Raw genomic sequence first — 16,432 nt, forward strand, 5'->3', positions numbered from 1 at the left:
CCCCAGCCCCAAGTGGAAGTCTCCCGCCCAGTGACGCGTCGCCGAGGATTTGATGCCGCGCGTTAGCCTGCAGAAGTGCCAAAGCGAGTGAAGCGAAGACGGACTCCGGCCAAGCAGCCACCTTCCTGGCCCGCACTCGTCGGAACGATCGTCTTCACAGGGGCCCTGGGGGCGTTCGGCTGGGTCGGGGTAGTGGCGGTGATCGATCACATACGTGTCTACGGACCGTTCGAGGGCTTCGGCGGCAGCCGAGATGGTCCGCCGCTCCTTTTTCTTCTTCTAACGGGAGTGCTCGCGGGCGTGGGAACGTATTGGACCGGCTTCGGGATCGTCGCCATGTGGCGCAAGGCGGTCCGGGGGGAACCAACTCGGCCCAAGGACCGTCCGCGGCGCTCCCCCAGCTGATCGAGTAGTTTTTACGCTGGAAACTACCGGGGCCGGGAATCCCGGGCCGCGTTCCCGGCCAGGAGCGGAGGTAATGGCCCGGCCAGCCCCTTTGGCTGCGGACGCGCCAGGCTCACCCGTCCGCCCCGTCCGCCCGTCCGCCCGTCCGCCCGCTAATCGTCTTCGGCGTGGTCCGGGCCGAACCCGATCCTCAGTTCGCGGTGGTCGTGCTCGACCCGTCCGGGATCTTCGCCAGCCGGTCGGGGTCTCCCGTGACCTGCGTTCGTCGGTGTCGGACAGCGATTTATTCGACCGGTTCGCCCTCGCCCGGCGGCCACTCGGCCTCTCGTACGCGACGTTCTTCGACCTGCGCTGGGTGCTGGTGTATCACAACTCCTGGGCGATGTGCGCCGTCCTGCTGGCAGGTGTCATCGTGCTCCGCGGGCTGTTCGCCGCCGTGCTGATCAATCTCGCCTGGCCAGCAGAGCGTCCACGGCCGTCGTTTCGCCAACTGTCCCGCCGTAACCTGCTCTACTCGACAGTCGCCCACCTGATTCTCCTGCCGTGGGCGGCGATGGCCGTGATCGCCGCGGACGTGTCGCTGGCGTGGTTCCAGTTCATGGAGATGGCACCGCTGTTGATCCTGGCGCCGTGGCTGCAGCGGGGCGGTGTCGTGCCGCGGTGGTGGTGCGGCCTGCCGTCGGTCGATCTGGTCGGCTGGTCACTGCTCAACTTCGTGATCCTCGCGCTGGGCGCCGTGCTCGTCTGGTCCGTTCCGGACGTGTGGACCGTGCCGGCGGCCGCCGTGACCGGCGTGGCCAACGGCCTGCTGTGGCAGCGTAAGGTGCGGGCCGCGGTGCTGCCCGAACGGGTGCGCTGGAGCCGGGTGCCGGTAGTCCCGTTGGTCGTCGCCGTGGTCCTGGCCCCGCTGTTCTTCCTCGACGAGATGGAGGCGGGAGGCGCCCGTGGTGCGGAACAAGCGAACGCGGCTATCGACCGCCTGCCGGAGTTCGGGGACATCCAACAGACGGTGATCTTCCTCGGTGGTTACGACTCCGACTACCGCGGCGATCCGGAGAAGGCCGAACCACCCGTGGTGCGCTTTTCGTACCGGGGCACCGACGGGCATGGCCAGCCACTGCCCTACTCGCCAGCCGACACGCACCAGTCCATGCCCACCAGCGCCCATGTGCTCGCCACGCAGGTGGAGCGGTTGCACAACCGTACCGGTCGGCCGGTGGCGCTGGTCGGAGAGAGCGAGGGAGCTCTGATCGCCCGCTACTACCTGGAGCGCCTGCGCCACCCGGCGGTCGACTCGGCGGTCATGCTCAGCCACGTCCTGCGCGCCGGCCGGGTCTACTACCCACTGCCGCAGGCCGACACGGGCTGGGGTGTCGCGACAGGCTGGCAGCTGCGGGCCATGTTCGCGCTGATCGGCGTCCGGGCGACGCTACGAGACGACCCCGAGGAGCCGTTCATCCGTTCGCTGCTCGACGAGGCGCCGTCCTACCGCAACGAAATGCTCTGCCCGGTGCGAGACGTACGGCTGATCGCGATTCTGCCGTTGAGCGACGCCATCGCGGTCCCAGCGGAACTCAACGCGGAGATTCCCGTGGTCGAGGTGGCCGGCCTGCACGGTCAGCTACTCAAGCAGCCACGCGTGCTGGCCACCGTGGCCGACCACATCACCGGCAAACCGGTTCCCGACCAGACCCGCTGGGACTACTCGATTCTCGAACGGGTTGCCGGGGCATGGCAGGCACCGCCCCTGCCGTTGGCGCTCAACCCGCCGTGGCACGCCGAGGACCAGCCCGACCGGGCGCTGCGCCAGCAACCCTGCCCGCCGACCTGAGCCGTATCCGTGCGGCGCAACAGCTGGCCGTCGATCACCGTCACGATCGTCGAACTGCACGGAAGATCCGGTGAAGGTCCACGTGGTCGATGCCGTTGGGAACCCCCACCGAGCCGATCGTGCCGCCCGGGCGCGCAACGGTCAGCGCAAGGTCCAAGGGGACTGGCCACCGACGCATTCCACGACCGCGGCAGCGCCGCCACCGGTTGAGTCGACGACTGTTGCGGCGGTCTGCGCTTCATCGGCGTGGAGGACGTCGGTAGCGCAGGCTGGCCCGCTCGGCACTGCCCGGCCGGTAGCTCCGGGTGTCTCGTCGATCGGCGCGGGCGGCTGGGTCATCGCGTCGGGCCCGGTCACAGGTCACCGGCCGAGTACTCCTCGATGCGGGTGATCTGCCCGCCGTCGGTCCAGACCCGCATCATGGCGTCGGCGCTGAACGGCTCGGACGTTCGGGTGATCCCCTCGAACACGGTCCGCTGCACGTACCCGTCGGGCAGGTAGTCGCGGCGGACGTCGACGGCCCTGAAGTCCTCGAAGTCCTTCTGGATGGCGGAGATCGTGGCCAGACCCTCGGTCTTGCCCTGCTCGACCCGGTCGTAGCTGTGCCAGATGACGATGTCCTCGGCGTAGAGTCGCTCCACCGTGTCGAGATCCCCGGTGACGATGGCCGCCTGCAGGGCGTCCGCTATCGCCGCGACGCGCGGCGGCACGGTGGTCAGGGTCAGGCTGTGCCCGTCCGCGTCGAACACCTCACCGGCGGGCGCGTCCGGTGGCCACCCGTCGACCACGACTCCGGTGGGTTCCACCTGAACCGAGCGCCCCGGCTCTGCTCGACCCGTGGCGGGGTCGATGATGGTCACGTTCGCCAGCCACACGTCTCGGTCTCCTAGCTGTCGGTGCGGGTCACGGATGTGCGTACGGGGCAGGCGACTGCGCGCCTACCGGCGGTTTCGAGGCGGGGATCGGTCTGCCGGCACGACGGCTGCACGAGTGGGCAGCGCGGGTGGAAGCGGCACCCGGGCGGGGGGTCGGCCGGATCCGGTACGTCGCCGGGAAGGTCGGTGGGCAGGGTTCCGGACCCGTCGGCGCGCGGGATCGCCGCGACCAGCGCCTCGGTGTACGGGTGTGTCGGCGTGTCCCATACCTCGGAGGTGGGGCCGGTCTCGACGATGCGCCCGAGATACATCACGGCGACCCGGTCGGCGACCTGGCGTACCACCGACAGGTCGTGCGAGATGAACACCATGCCCATGCTCCGCTCCCGGACCAGGGATACGAGCAGGTTCGCAAGCTGTGCCTGCGCCGATGCGTCGAGCGCGCTGATCGGCTCGTCGGCCACGATGCAGGTGGGGTCGGCGGCCAGGGTGCGCGCGATGGCGATGCGTTGGCGCTGCCCGCCGCTGAACTCGTGGGGAAACTTGCGTACCGCGTCGGCGGACAGCCCGACGCGCTCCAGCAGGTCCGCCGCCCGGCGCGCGGCGTGGTCCCGCGAGCCCCCGCTCATGACGACACCGTCGCCGACGAGGTCTCCGACCCGCCGTCGGGGGTTGAGTGAGGCGTACGGGTCCTGGAAGACCATCTGCAGCCCACGCAGGGATTGCGGGCGGCGGCGCCGGCCCAGCACCTGCACCGGCCGGTCCTGGAAGCGCACCTCGCCGGTCGCCGCCGCTTCCAGGCCGACGATCGCCCGGCCGAGCGACGACTTGCCGCAACCGGACTCGCCGACCAGGCCGAGTACCTCACCGGGTGCGACGGTCAGGTCGACGCCGTCCACGGCGCGCACCCGGTGACCGCGCCGTGGACCGTACTCCACGCAGACACCGGTCACCCGTAACAGCTCACTCATCGGGGCCACCCCACGGGTCGATCGGGCAGGCGGCGCTGTGGGCGCCGCTGACCTGGGCGAGAACGGGCCGCTGCGTACCGCAGGTGTCTTTGCGGAAGTCGCAGCGAGGGTGGAATGCGCACCCGGCCGGAATCGCGCCCAGCGTCGGCGGGCTGCCAGGGATCGGCCGGAGCGCGGCGTTGCCGGACTCCGGGTGGGGCAGCGCGGCGAGCAACCCCCGGGTGTACGGATGGCGGGGTGCGGCGAGGACCGCCGAGCGTGGACCGACCTCGACCATCCGGCCCCCGTACATCACGCAGACCCGGTCGGCCACCGACGACATCACGCCGAGGTCGTGGGTGATGATGACGACGGCGAGACCGCGTTCGCGGCGCAGCCGGTCGAGTAGTCGCAGGATTCCGGCCTGTACGGTCACGTCCAGCGCCGTGGTCGGCTCGTCGGCCAGCAGCAGTTTCGGCTCGCAGGCCAGGGCGGAGGCGATGGCGATGCGCTGGCGCATGCCGCCGGAGAACTGCCCCGGATGCGCGCGCAGCGCCCGTTCCGGATCGGGGATCCGCACGGTGCCGAGCAGTTCGACGGCCCGGCTACGTGCCTCGGATTTGCTGACCCCGAGGTGGTGACGCATGTGCTCGGTGAGCTGGGTCTCGACCCGCAGCATCGGGTGCAGGCTGGTCGCGGGGTCCTGGGAGACCATCGCGATCTGCCGCCCGCGGATCCCGCGTAGATAACGCGCCGGCCGGCCGAGCAGCTCGTCGCCGTCCAACCGGACGCTGCCGGCCGTCGTGGCACCCGGCGGGAGGAGGCCGAGCATGCTAAGCGCGGTCATGGTCTTGCCACTGCCGCTTTCGCCGGCGATCCCGACGATTTCGCCGGCGCCGACGGTGAACGAGACGTCGTCGACGGCTTTCTGCGGCCCACGTCTGGTGGCCAACCAGACCGACAGTGCCTCGATGTCGAGCAGATTCGTCATGTGCCTCAGTCCCGGATCGCTCGGGCGGTGCGGGGGTCCAACGTGTCACGCAGCGTGTCGCCAACGAAGTTGAAGGCGAGGACGACCGTGAGGATCGCCAGCCCGGGGAAGAGCCCGATCCACCACTTGTCGAAGTTCTGCGCTCCGGCGGCGACCATCGCCCCCCATTCCGGGGTGGGCGGCTGAGCGCCCAGCCCCAGGAACGACAGACCAGACAGCAGCAGTACGGCGTTGCCGACGTCGAGCGCGGCCATCACCAGGACCGGGCCGGCGACGTTGGGCCGGATGTCGACCACCAGCGCGCGGAGCGCGGAAGCACCGAGCAGCCGGCTGGCCACCACGTACTGGGCGGAGCGCGCCGACAGGATCAGTCCGCGGGCGAGGCGCGCATAGGACGGCCACGACACGATCACCACGGCGAGTACGGCGTTGCGCAGTTGGGGGCCGAGTGCCGCCGTGACGGCCATGGCGAGGATGATCCCGGGGAAGGCGAAGACCAGGTCGGCGCCGCGCATGATGAGCCCGTCGAGCCAGCCGCCGAAGAACCCCGCGATCGCGCCGAGCGCGGAGCCGAGGATCAGCGCGGCGAGCACCAGGAGCACGGCCAGCGGTAGCGAGATGCGTGCGCCGTATAGGACCCGGGAGAGTACGTCGCGACCGAGTTCGTCGGTGCCGAACCAGTGCGCGGCGGACGGCGCTTCGAAGAGAGCCGACTTCTGCGCCAGCGGGTCGGCGGGCGCGAACTGCGGCGCGAAGACCGCGGCGAGGCTCCACAGGGCGATCAGGCCGAACCCGAGCGCGGCCAGCGGCTGTTTCCACGGCGCGCGGGTCCGGGATCGCTCGCGGCGGCGGGACAGGAGACCCAACACCGCGCTCATGACAGCCGGATCCGCGGGTCGATGACGCCGTAGAGCAGGTCGACGGCGAGGTTCATGCCGATGTAGATGACCGCGACCACCAGGCTCACACCCATGATCGCCGGCAGGTCGAGGTTGGTGGCGCTGTGGTAGGCGTACTGGCCGATCCCCGGCCAGGAGAAGATGCTCTCCACGAGCACGGTGCCCGACAGCAGGCTGCCGAAGGCGACACCAGCGACGGTGACGATGGCGACCAGGGCCGGGCGCAGCACGTGTCGCACGATGACGATGCGTTCCGGCAGCCCCTTGGCCCGCGCGGCGCGCACGTAGTCGTTGCCGAGGATCTCCAGCACCGAGGCGCGGGTGAAGCGCAGCAGCATGCCCACGGTGTAGGTGGCGAGAACGAGACCGGGCAGGACGAGGTGGCGCAGCGCCGAGGAGAGCTGCGCCCACTGGCCCTGCAGGAGCGCGTCGATGGTGTAGAAGCCGGTGATGTGGCCCGGCGCGGCCTGCCCCGGATCCAGCCGACCGCCGCCGGGCAGCCAACCCAGTTGGAAGAAGAGCAGGTAGAACGCGACCAGGGCGATCCAGAAGGTCGGCATGGACACCCCGGCGAGGCTGACCACGCGCAGCACCTGGTCCGGCCAGCGGTCCCGGGTCACCGCCGCGAGGACGCCGAACGCGACGCCTACCACCAGCGACAGCACGATCGCGAACAATGCCAGTTCGACGGTGGCCGGCACGTACTCGCCCAGGTCGGTGCTGACCGGCCGGTGGCTCTGCTGCGAGATGCCGAGGTCGCCGCGCAGCAGGTTGCCGAGATAGATCAGGTACTGCTGCGGCAGTGGCTTGTCCAAACCGTGCTGGGCGCGGAAGGCCGCCACCGCCGCCGGATCGGTGACCGCCCGCTGGCCGAGGTTGGCCGCGGCCGGGTCGCCCGGCACGAGCTGAGTAAGCAGGAACGACACCAGCGTGATGCCGATACAGAGTGCGAGCCCGGCGGCGATCCGGCGGCGCAGGAAGCGGCCGAGGTCGCCCCCGCGCCGGGAGCGCCTACGCGCGCCCGGCAGCGGGGCCGTCCGGTTACTGAAGCTCACTGAGTCCGACCTGCCAGAGCGCGTTGGATTTCAGGTTCTTCACCGAGTTGGCGCCGACCAGGACCTGGGCCGGCTGGATGATCGGCACCCACGGGCTGGAGGTGTTCAGCGAGGTCTGGATCTGCTCGTACAGGCTCTGCCGTTCGGTGTCGTCGGTGCTCCCGGCCGCCTTGGCGCCGAGGGCCTCCAGCGCCGGGTCGGCACCCTTGTTCCAGCCCGCCCGCAGGCCCAGCGTCTGTCCGGGGAGGAAGACCAGGTAGTCGCTCGGGTCCGGGTAGTCCGGTCCCCAGTACCACAGCCCGAGCTCCTCCTTGCCGTTGCGGTACGAGTCCAGGGCGGTCTGCACCGGTGCCGGCGCCAGCTTCACCGTGATCCCGACCTCTTGCAGGTTCTGCTGGATGCGGGCCGCCAGGTCACCGAAGTTCAGGCCGTTGACCTGTAGGTCGCTGGGGTACTCCAGCTTCATCGTCGGGTTGGTCAGGCCGGACTTGGCCACCGCCGCCTTCGCCCGGGTCACGTCCCGCTTCACCGCTGACGACGCGGGCAGGCTGCCGAGGAACATGCTCGGGATGACGCCGGCGGCCTGCACGGAGCCCTTTCCGGCGATCTGCAGGAGGCCGTCGTAGTCCACGCCGTACCGCAGCGCTTCCTGGATGTTCGGGTTGCTGCTGACAGTCGACACCTTGGTGCTGTTGTTGCTCAGCAGGAAGATGACATTCGGTGAGGCGCCGCTGATCACCTGGGCGCCGGAGATGCCGCCCGCCTGGGCGGGCGAGAGGTCCACCGCGATCTGCGACTCGCCCTTGAGGACATTGAGCTTCTGGACGTTGGCCGCGACGTTGCGCACCACGATCTTTGAGTACTTCGGCTTGGTACCCCAGTACTTGGGGTTGGCGGTCAGGACCACCTCACTCGTGGTGCTGAAGCTGGACAGGAGGTACGGCCCACTGCCCGCCGAAGCGGCGTTTAGGGCATTCTCGGCGGTGTCCGACTTGTCCGCGCCTTCGGCGTCGCTGCCACCGGATGCCTTGACGACCTTCGAGTTGACGATGCCCAGCGCCGGGTTGGGAACGATGAACGGGATCGCCGCGTTGGCCGTCTCGCTGGTCAAGACCACGGTCGTCGCGTCCGGTGCGCTCGCGGTGATGCCGGCCATCAGGAACGACGGGTTGCCCTTGAGGTTCTTCACCCGGTTCAGGGAGAAGACCACGTCGGCGGAGGTGACCGGCGTGCCGTCAGAGAACACCGCGTCGCTGCGCAGCTTGAAGGTGTACGTCTTGCCGCCGTCCGACGCCGTGTACGACTCGGCCAGGCTCGGGACGGGCTTCTTCATGTCGTCGCCCTGGAACGTCAGCAGCGTGTCGTAGATCGCGTGGTCGATGAGCAGGCCGGTCGTTTCGAACATCCGGCCGGGGTCGACGGTCTTCAGGTTGAACGACGTGTCGACCACGAGCGTCGTACCGCTGCCGGTCGACGAACTGGTGGAGCCGGCGCTACCGGAGCAGGCCGCGGTGACGGCGAGTGCCGCCAGGCCGGCCATGGCGGCACCGGCGAATCTGTGCAGACGCACGAACCCTCCCTGAGGTGGATGTCGGTGGAGGGCGACCGGCGGCTAACCTGTGTCCTCCGGGCTTCAGCAACTTCCTGCCAGAGAAGTCTTTGCCTCGTAGCACAGGAATGTAGGATGACGTCGCCGGGCGCGTCAACGCTTAGCGACAGGATTAACGCGGTCGACATGTGCGGCCGACACGTCAAGGAGCGCACTTGGACGAGGTCATTGAGCGGGTCGGTCGGCAGCTTCGGCTGCTCCGGCGCGCGCGGGGCCTGACGCTCGCGGAGTTGGCCAGCCGTGCGGGCTGCACGGACGGATATCTCGCCAACGTCGAGAAGGGCGTGACGACACCCACCCTCAGCTCGATCGCCACCTTGGCGGCGGTGCTCGGCTCCGACATGACCGCGTTCTTCCCCACGAAACCCCGAGAGCAGGTCCACATCCACCGGGCGGACGAGCTCGACCACCTGAGGGTTGCAGCGAGCGGCACGGAGACGTACACGGTCCTGTCCGCCCGCTCGGTGAACCCGTCCTTTACGGGACTGCTCGACGAGATCCTGCCGTCCCCGGCGGGCACCTCCTATTCGTACTTTGGTGAACGATTCCTCCTCATGCTCGACGGCACCGTCGAGCTGCGCATCGGATCCACCGCCTACCCGCTCGGCCCAGGCGACAGCCTCCACTACTCCTCGCACCCCGACCATCTGCTTCGCGTGACGTCGGCCACCCCCGCCACGATCCTGTGGATCGTCACGCCCGCACTCCTATGAAGGCCAACGACGTGGTCGAGGAAAGCTCGCTCGCCGCCCGGATCGGCGCCCGCCTGCGCAGCCTGCGCAAAGCTCGCGGGCTCACCCTGGCCAATCTCGCCGAGCAGTCCGGTATCTCGGTGTCGTATTTGTCCGCAGTGGAGAAGGGCGTCAACCTTCCCTCGCTACAGACGCTCGCCGGCGTCACCGAGGCCCTCGGGGCCAGCATTCCCGCGGTACTCGCTGAGGAAGGCCAGACGCATGTCAAGGCCGGCCGCGTCCCCGCCGAGCCGACGGTCGTGGATACGGCACATCCGCTCCTGCAACTCCGTACCACGATCCTGCACGCCCGCGCCGGCGACCACGGCGAGTCACCGGTGCCCACCGACGACCACGACCTGTTCGTCTTCGTCCAGCATGGACAGATCTCACTGTCGCTCGCCGGAGGCGACTACCTTCTCGGCGACGGTGACGCGCTCGACGCCAAGAACCCGGGCAAGGTCAGCTGGCGGGCCGAAGATCAGTGCGTCGCCGTGTGGGCGGCGTGCCCGTCGCGGATCCTGTAACGCCGGGTGCGGCCGAGGCTCACATTAGGGAAGACCTCATGCACGATCAGACCCACACCACCGAGTCCGGCCAGGACCTGTATCCCGCCGACCGTCTCCACAACGCCCGCGAGGCCGCGGCCCGCGCCGGGCTCGACGCCCTGCTGATCTCCCCCGGCGCCGACCTGCGCTACCTGACCGGCTACGACGCCAAGCCGCTGGAGCGGCTGACCTGCCTGGTCCTCCCCGTCGAAGGCTCCCCGTTCCTCCTGGTGCCGGCGCTGGAGCAGCCCGCGGCCCAGGCCTCCCCGGCCGGCCGCCTCGGCATAGAGATCACAGGCTGGAACGAGACCGACGATCCCTACGCCATCGTCGCGGCCCGGCTGCCGGCGTGGACGGCCCGCGTCGGCGTCGACAACCACATGTGGGCGGAGAAGACCACCGCCTTCCACGCCGCCTTGCCCGGCGCCAGGCAGGAACTGGCCGGCAGCGTGCTGAACGAGCTACGGATGCGCAAGACCCCACAGGAGGCCGCCGCCCTACGCCGGGCCGGTGCGGCCATCGACCGGGTGCACACCCGCATGGGCGAGTGGCTACGGGCAGGACGCACCGAACGGGAGGTCGGCCGGGACATCGCGGCCGCGATCACCGAGGGGCATGCCCGGGTCGACTTCGTGATCGTCGGATCTGGGCCCAACAGCGCCAGCCCACACCACGAGCTGTCCGACCGGGTGATCCGGCCCGGCGACCCGGTGGTCGTCGACATCGGCGGCACCACGCGGGACGGTTACTGCTCCGACTCCACCCGCGTCTACGCGGTCGGGAAGCCGCCCGAGGAGTTCCGCCAGCTCCATGACGTTCTGCTGCGTGCCCAGATCGCCCAGACCGACGCCGTACGGCCGGGCATCACCGCGGAGCAACTGGACGCCGTCGGCCGCGACGCCATCACCGACGCCGGATACGGCGAGTACTTCATCCACCGCACCGGACACGGCATCGGCCTGGAGAGCCACGAGGAGCCATACATCGTGTCCGGCAACCGATTGCCGCTGGAGCCCGGCATGGCGTTCTCCGTCGAGCCTGGCATTTACCTGCCGGGACGGTACGGGGCCCGGATCGAGGACATCGTGATCTGCACCGAGGACGGCGGGGACCGCCTCAACCGCACCGACCGCGACCTGGTCGTACTCCCCTGACACCGGCGCTGAAACGGCGGTGGAGCGGCCGGTCCGGACTGGGTCGTCCGGCGCGAAGGTCACCCCGCCAGCCCTCGCATGAGACAGTGGTGATTGTGGCCGATCATGATGAGGAAGTGCTGGAAAAGATCCGGCGTGGGCTTCTCTACACGGAGTCGGAAGCATCCTTTCGGGACTCCCAACGCCGCACGGACCTCATCTTCGAGTACAACCAGACACGGCCGAGCGATGCCGCACGACGCCGGTCTCTCCTGGAGGCAACCCTCGGGTCGGTCGGCGAGCGCACTGTGCTCCTGTCGCCGTTCCACGCGGGATTGGCAGCAACGTGCACATCGGCGACGACTTCTTCGGCAACGTCAACCTGACGTTCGTCGACGACGTGGAGATCCGGATCGGCGACGGCGTCATGATCGCGCCAGGCGTCACGCTGACCACGACCGGGCACCCGGTCCACCCGGACCTGCGGGTGGACTTCCGGCGGTTCTCCGAACCCATCGTGATCGAGGACAAGGTCTGGATCGGCAGCAACGCCGTCGTGCTTCCCGGCGTTCGCATCGGGTACGGCGCCGTCATCGGCGCCGGCAGCGTCGTCACTCACGACATCCCGGCCATGACCGTCGCCGTTGGAGTACCCTGCCGAGTCGTCCGACGCATCACAGGCGACGACCTCCACACCCGCACAGCCCCTACCCATGAGCCACGAACGCACGCGTAGCTCCGCTCCACCGCGCCCGATGCACATACCCGGCAACGGCCGGCTCGCCAGGGCTCGCGGCAGATCCGCGCATCGGATCCTGGACGGGGGTGCTTGGGCAGAGGCCAGTGGAATCCCAGCTGAGCGGGCCGTTGCCGCGCGCCCTTGTGGTGACCGGCGGAACCGCTCGTCGAGTTGCACCGGTCACCGCTTGCTCAATCGGGTGGCGACAGATCGTGGAGGGGGACGGCGATGTAGGACTCGCAGCCTTCCGGAGACGAGATCTCGACGAGGGTTTCGTCGGCGTTCGCGTCGGCGAAGAAGGTGTCGTGGGTGTCGATGATGAGCTGGAGTTGGTGGCCTCGTCGTAGGACGTAGTGGGCGGGCTGCATGGGAAACGTAACCGTGCGTGGCTGGCCGGGTGGTGTGTTCTCGAGGGTGTAGGGCGCGTTGGTGATGATGGCGGCGTCGCCGGCGACCGGGTCGTAGTCGAACAGGTAGGCAACAATGAGGCAGGAGGTGGCCTGGGGTGTGACAGTCAGCCGTATCTCCAGTTCGCCCTGCACCCGCTTGGCCGATTCCAGTGGCTCGGTGTTCCAAACCAGTGCATGCTGGCGGGCGATGACGTCGGTCTTGTAGATCCAGGGATTACCGAGGCGTTCCCGAAGCCCGGTTTGGACCAGTTTTTCGGCGACGAAGGCTTCCGTGTCGAACCCGGGTGTCGTTTCGATGCTGCGAGTCCAGCCTGGTAGCGGTCTTCCAGAAATGATTTTCCCGTCGCGGCCACCTTCGTCGGTGCTGCTCAGATAGTAGCGTTCTTGCGGCAGCGCGTACGCGTCCCAGCTGTCGTGGTGCATGTCGGACAACAGATTGTGCATGTATTCGGAGCGGACACCGAATCGCGGTTCCAGACCGTCGCGCGAATTCCTTGACCTCGTCGTCGATTTGATCGTTTCGGATCTTGGCGATGACTTCCCTGAACTCGGCGGAGCATCGGTCCTCGTTGAATAGTAGAACGAGTTGTTCGAATGCTTTGATGTGCCTGGTGTCGTTCTCGTAGAGCGACAGCAGGAGGTCTGCCCACGCGCTGGCGCCGGCCACCGCTTTGACCCGGCTATCGTGTGCGGCGGTCAGGAAGCTGGTTCCAGCGCCGTAGGACGCTCCGAAAAGCCCGATCCGATCGGGGTCGGCTGCTTCCACGTTGTCCACTACCCAGGTGATGATTTCTGTTCCGTCGGCCCAGTCCTGCGGGCCGGCGACCTGAATCTCGCCGGACGAACCAGCCAGCCCTCGCTGGCTGTAGGCCAATGAGACGTAGTTGCCGCGCGCCCAGCGCCAGAACATGCCGACGTAGGAGTCGCGGCCCAGCGGGCTCAGCGGCGCCGGCATGATCACGACCGGGATCTTCTGTCCCGGCACCAGCCGCCGTGGGACACTCAGCGCTGCATCTATCTTCGTCCCGTCGGCCAGGAGGATAGGGAATTCCTGGTAGCTGGCGGTCTCTGCGAAGCTCTCATACCGTTCAGCCAACTCCCACTGGGCGAGGCGACCGATGTGACGCTGGCGCAAGACCGCTGGATCGAATTTTCGCGCGACCTCGGACAGGACCTCCTCCTTCGAGATCTGCGGCGACAGGTCTTGCCTGACTCGCTGGGGAGTCGCGTTTGACAACCCAAATATTACATATCGTCACGCTATCGGCACCTAGAGCGATTCCGGCGTCCATGAAATTCGGGTTACAGGCTCCTTGCGGAGTAATCGATACGGGCGGCGCAGGCTCCAGGGTGACCACGGCTACGCAGATGCCTCTACCGTGCCAAAACCTGGCCGGACCGGGACCATCCTGTCCGCTCTGGCCCGGCAGCCGCCCTCGACGATCCGGGTCCACCGGCTCGTCACCCCCAGCACCCCTGACTCGCGACCGGGACGGCAGCACAGCGCCGCGTTCGACGAGGTCAACGGCGCCGAAGGCATCACAATGGTCAAGACCCCGTTACGGAGTCCGCGCTGGACCAGGCATGGCAGCTATCAAGCGTCATTCGCCCCGGTGCAGTAAGGGGCGGGCGGATCGGCTCGGTGGCGGCGTGTGCGGGGCTGGCCGGACGCGCTCGCCGGAGCACGGCTGCGTGATGCTCGAACTGGTGCTTGTTGCCATCGTGCTGGGCGAGCCAGCCGTCGAACTGTGAGCTCGACTGCGCGCGCTGGACGTGAAAACAACAAAGGCAAGGAGGAGAGCTCCTTGCCACTACTAACATATACCGCACCCCCGGGCTTGCGGCAAGGCCCCGGTCGTGGCGCACAATCGTCGGCCGGACGCAAGAATCGGCAGACCAGGGGGAATGCGTGTTCGATGTGATCATCGTCGGCGGCGGGCCGACCGGCATGATGCTGGCGAGCGAATTGCGTCTGCAGGGCGTCAACGTGCTCGTGCTGGAGAAGGAGGTTGAGCTGCCGCCGTTCGTGCGGTCGCTCGGGCTGCACGTGCGCAGTATCGAGGTGATGGATCAGCGGGGGCTGCTGGAGCGGTTCCTCGAGAACGGCATGCAGTACCCGATCCGCCCCGGCGGCGTCCGAGGCTTCTTCGCGGGCATCGAAAAGCCCGCTCCCACCGGGCTGGACACCACTCACGGCTACGTGCTCGGCATTCCGCAGACGCTCACCGACCGGCTGCTCGCCGAGCACGCGGCCGAAGTCGGAGCCGAGATCCGGCGCGGCTGTGTAGTGGTCGGGCTGGGGCAGGACGACGACGGCGTGACCGTCCACCTCGGAAATCGAGCTGCAACGCCGTTGCGGGCGCGGTTTGTCGTCGGCTGCGACGGTGGGCGCAGCACGGTTCGCAAACTGCTCGGGGTCGGATTTCCCGGCGAGCCGTCGAAAACCGACACGCTACTGGGCGAGATGGAGGTGACGGCGTCGCCGGACGACATCACCGAAGTGACGACCGAGGTGCGCAAGACCGAGAAGCGGTTCGGAATCGGGCCGTCGGGCAAGCCGGGGATGTTCCGGGCGGTCGTGCCGGCGGAGGGCGTGGTCGAAGACCGTTCGGTGCCGCCGACGCTCGAGGAGTTCAAGCAGCAGTTGCGCAAGTACGCCGGCACCGACTTCGGTGTGCACTCCCCCCGCTGGCTGTCGCGCTTCGGCGACGCGACCCGCCAGGCCGAGCGCTACCGGGTTGGACGAGTGTTTCTGGCCGGGGACGCCGCACACGTCCATCCGCCGATGGGCGGGCAGGGGCTCAATCTCGGTATCCAGGACTCGTTCAACCTAGGTTGGAAGCTGGCTGCGGCCATCAACGGCTGGGCGCCGGACGACCTGCTGGACAGCTACGAGTCCGAGCGGCATCCGGTGGCCGCCGACGTGCTGAACAACACCCGCGCACAGATGCACCTGACAGCCAACGAGCCCGGGCCGCAGGCGGTTCGGCGGTTGTTGGCGCAACTGATGGACTTCAACGAAGTCAACCGGTTCCTGATCGAGAAGATCACGGCGATCAGCATCCGGTACGACTTCGGTGAGGGCCACGCCCTGCTCGGGCGACGGCTGCACGACGTCCAGCTGAAGCATGGGCGCCTGTTCGAGCTGTTACGTACCGGCAGCGGGCTGCTGCTCGACCAGACGGGGCGGCTTTCGGTGGACGGCTGGGCCGACCGGGTCGACCGGGTCGCCGACACCAGCGAGGAACTGGACGTGCCGGCGGTACTGCTTCGGCCGGACGGGCACGTCGCGTGGGTCGGCGAGAATCAGCAGACGCTCGAGGTCGCGCTGTCCAAGTGGTTCGGTGCCGCAGGAGCTCCTACGGCCGGGTGAGGGACGCTTCGCGGACTGCATGTGTGCTGTATCAGGTACCGACCGCGCGCCGCACGCTGTTCGTCAACCTGGTGCGCGGGCTACCCGGGCATCGGATCGCTGTCGAGGCCCCGGCCGAGCAGTCGGCAGCACGACGGGCGGTCGATCTCTGGATGCTGATCCAGCAGACGACACCTCGGACGGTGCCTCGGCGCGCATGAGGAAGAAGACAGCAGCCGTCTACGCCCAATCGCGTAGACGGAGCCGTCCGCTGTCGGAGGCCCCGGCGGTTCCGCCGGCGCGATGATTCCGGCCATGACGGTCCGTGAGGGGTACGAACAAACTGGCCCACCCGCACGGCCGTTGCCCGAGGGCGGGCGCGGACCGCCACGGTCATCACGGCCGCCGCCGCCATCACGAGCCTCACGAAAAGGAGAAGGCACATGAATTCATCAAGAGCCTCGACGCCAGTCCGGCGGGTGCTTACTGTGGCCGTAGCTGTCCTGATCGGAGGCATCGTGCTCGCCCTACTGCTGGGCGGGACCGGGATCGGCGGACCAGCCGCCGCAGACGGACCGGCGACTGGTATCGATGCCTACAAACTGACCACCGGCCGATTCATGTCCATGGTGGGCGCACTGGCGGCGCTGGCCGGCGCGGTCATCGGCGGGCTGGCTCTGACCCGCCCCAGCAGTCGTATCGGCACCAGCAACGGGCGACTCGGAGCCACCATCGCCCTGGTGGCGGGGCTGATCGGCTTGGCCCTCGGCGGATACGTGGTCGCCGCCGCCAAAGGTGGTCCCGGCACCGGCTACGGAATAGTCGGTGGCGTGGTAGCCCTGGTGATGGGGCTGATCAGCCTGGGACTCGGCGGGCTGGCCATAGCCCGCTCCCACCGCACGAG

The 16,432-nt window shown here is 68.5% G+C and carries 15 protein-coding genes and 1 pseudogene; 8 read left to right on the forward strand and 8 right to left on the reverse strand.

Features of this window, described 5'->3' with window-relative positions; translation table 11 throughout:
• Positions 1–673: 673 nt before the first annotated feature.
• On the forward strand, positions 674–2,236 hold the full coding sequence (locus E1258_RS19125) for a triacylglycerol lipase (protein WP_207919624.1): 1,563 nt from the start codon (positions 674–676) through the stop codon (positions 2,234–2,236).
• Between the two features lie 353 nt (positions 2,237–2,589).
• On the opposite strand, the gene E1258_RS19130 is transcribed toward E1258_RS19125, so the two are convergent.
• Genes E1258_RS19130 through E1258_RS19155 form a run of 6 tightly spaced genes read right to left on the reverse strand, consistent with a single transcriptional unit; the run spans position 2,590 to position 8,576 of the window.
• Positions 2,590–3,111 (reverse strand): DUF4440 domain-containing protein, encoded by a 522-nt coding sequence (locus tag E1258_RS19130; protein WP_165949834.1) that lies wholly within the window; start codon positions 3,109–3,111, stop codon positions 2,590–2,592.
• A gap of 11 nt (positions 3,112–3,122) precedes the next feature.
• Complete coding sequence (locus E1258_RS19135) at positions 3,123–4,082, reverse strand: ABC transporter ATP-binding protein (protein WP_132403077.1); 960 nt, start codon at positions 4,080–4,082, stop codon at positions 3,123–3,125.
• Positions 4,075–5,052 carry an ABC transporter ATP-binding protein gene (locus E1258_RS19140; protein ID WP_132403080.1) on the reverse strand — a complete coding sequence of 326 codons (978 nt, stop codon included), beginning with the start codon at positions 5,050–5,052 and terminating at the stop codon, positions 4,075–4,077. The genes E1258_RS19135 and E1258_RS19140 overlap by 8 nt, the downstream gene beginning before the upstream one ends.
• 5 nt (positions 5,053–5,057) lie before the next feature.
• The gene (locus tag E1258_RS19145; RefSeq protein ID WP_132403083.1) at positions 5,058–5,930 is read right to left on the reverse strand and encodes an ABC transporter permease; all 873 of its coding nucleotides are present in this window, start codon (positions 5,928–5,930) and stop codon (positions 5,058–5,060) included.
• Positions 5,927–7,006, reverse strand: a complete 1,080-nt coding sequence (locus tag E1258_RS19150; RefSeq protein WP_132403086.1) for an ABC transporter permease — start codon at positions 7,004–7,006, stop codon at positions 5,927–5,929. The genes E1258_RS19145 and E1258_RS19150 overlap by 4 nt, the downstream gene beginning before the upstream one ends.
• Complete coding sequence (locus E1258_RS19155) at positions 6,993–8,576, reverse strand: ABC transporter substrate-binding protein (RefSeq protein WP_207919625.1); 1,584 nt, start codon at positions 8,574–8,576, stop codon at positions 6,993–6,995. The genes E1258_RS19150 and E1258_RS19155 overlap by 14 nt, the downstream gene beginning before the upstream one ends.
• Before the next feature lie 194 nt (positions 8,577–8,770).
• Between E1258_RS19155 and E1258_RS19160 the strand changes: the two genes are divergently transcribed.
• From E1258_RS19160 to E1258_RS34975, 5 genes are all read left to right on the forward strand, one after another.
• The gene (locus E1258_RS19160) at positions 8,771–9,328 is read left to right on the forward strand and encodes a helix-turn-helix domain-containing protein (RefSeq protein ID WP_165949835.1); all 558 of its coding nucleotides are present in this window, start codon (positions 8,771–8,773) and stop codon (positions 9,326–9,328) included.
• Positions 9,325–9,873 (forward strand): helix-turn-helix domain-containing protein, encoded by a 549-nt coding sequence (locus E1258_RS19165; RefSeq protein WP_132403092.1) that lies wholly within the window; start codon positions 9,325–9,327, stop codon positions 9,871–9,873. The genes E1258_RS19160 and E1258_RS19165 overlap by 4 nt, the downstream gene beginning before the upstream one ends.
• Before the next feature lie 38 nt (positions 9,874–9,911).
• A complete protein-coding gene (locus E1258_RS19170) occupies positions 9,912–11,048 on the forward strand; it encodes a Xaa-Pro peptidase family protein (RefSeq protein WP_132403095.1) in 1,137 nt (378 codons plus the stop codon).
• Between the two features lie 116 nt (positions 11,049–11,164).
• Entirely contained in the window at positions 11,165–11,413 is a 249-nt protein-coding gene (locus E1258_RS34970) for a maltose acetyltransferase domain-containing protein (RefSeq protein WP_243715555.1), read from the forward strand.
• A complete protein-coding gene (locus E1258_RS34975; protein ID WP_243715553.1) occupies positions 11,374–11,763 on the forward strand; it encodes a DapH/DapD/GlmU-related protein in 390 nt (129 codons plus the stop codon). Before E1258_RS34970 ends, E1258_RS34975 begins: the two co-directional genes overlap by 40 nt.
• 194 nt (positions 11,764–11,957) lie before the next feature.
• Here the strand turns inward: E1258_RS34975 and E1258_RS34980 are convergent, their stop codons facing one another.
• Both E1258_RS34980 and E1258_RS35945 read right to left on the reverse strand, forming a co-directional pair.
• The gene (locus E1258_RS34980) at positions 11,958–12,620 is read right to left on the reverse strand and encodes a CocE/NonD family hydrolase C-terminal non-catalytic domain-containing protein (protein ID WP_132403098.1); all 663 of its coding nucleotides are present in this window, start codon (positions 12,618–12,620) and stop codon (positions 11,958–11,960) included.
• A gap of 151 nt (positions 12,621–12,771) precedes the next feature.
• Positions 12,772–13,413, reverse strand: a pseudogene (locus E1258_RS35945) (CocE/NonD family hydrolase); the annotation flags it as partial.
• A gap of 672 nt (positions 13,414–14,085) precedes the next feature.
• On the opposite strand from E1258_RS35945, the gene rox reads away from it, so the two are divergent.
• Positions 14,086–15,549, forward strand: a complete 1,464-nt coding sequence (gene rox, locus E1258_RS19190) for a rifampin monooxygenase (protein ID WP_132403101.1) — start codon at positions 14,086–14,088, stop codon at positions 15,547–15,549.
• Positions 15,550–16,016: 467 nt separating this feature from the next.
• The coding region (locus tag E1258_RS19200) for a DUF6223 family protein (RefSeq protein ID WP_243715554.1) at positions 16,017–16,432 on the forward strand (416 nt) is incomplete at its 3' end.

The sequence above is a fragment of the Micromonospora sp. KC207 genome, from assembly GCF_004348615.1.
Lineage (GTDB): Bacteria > Actinomycetota > Actinomycetes > Mycobacteriales > Micromonosporaceae > Micromonospora.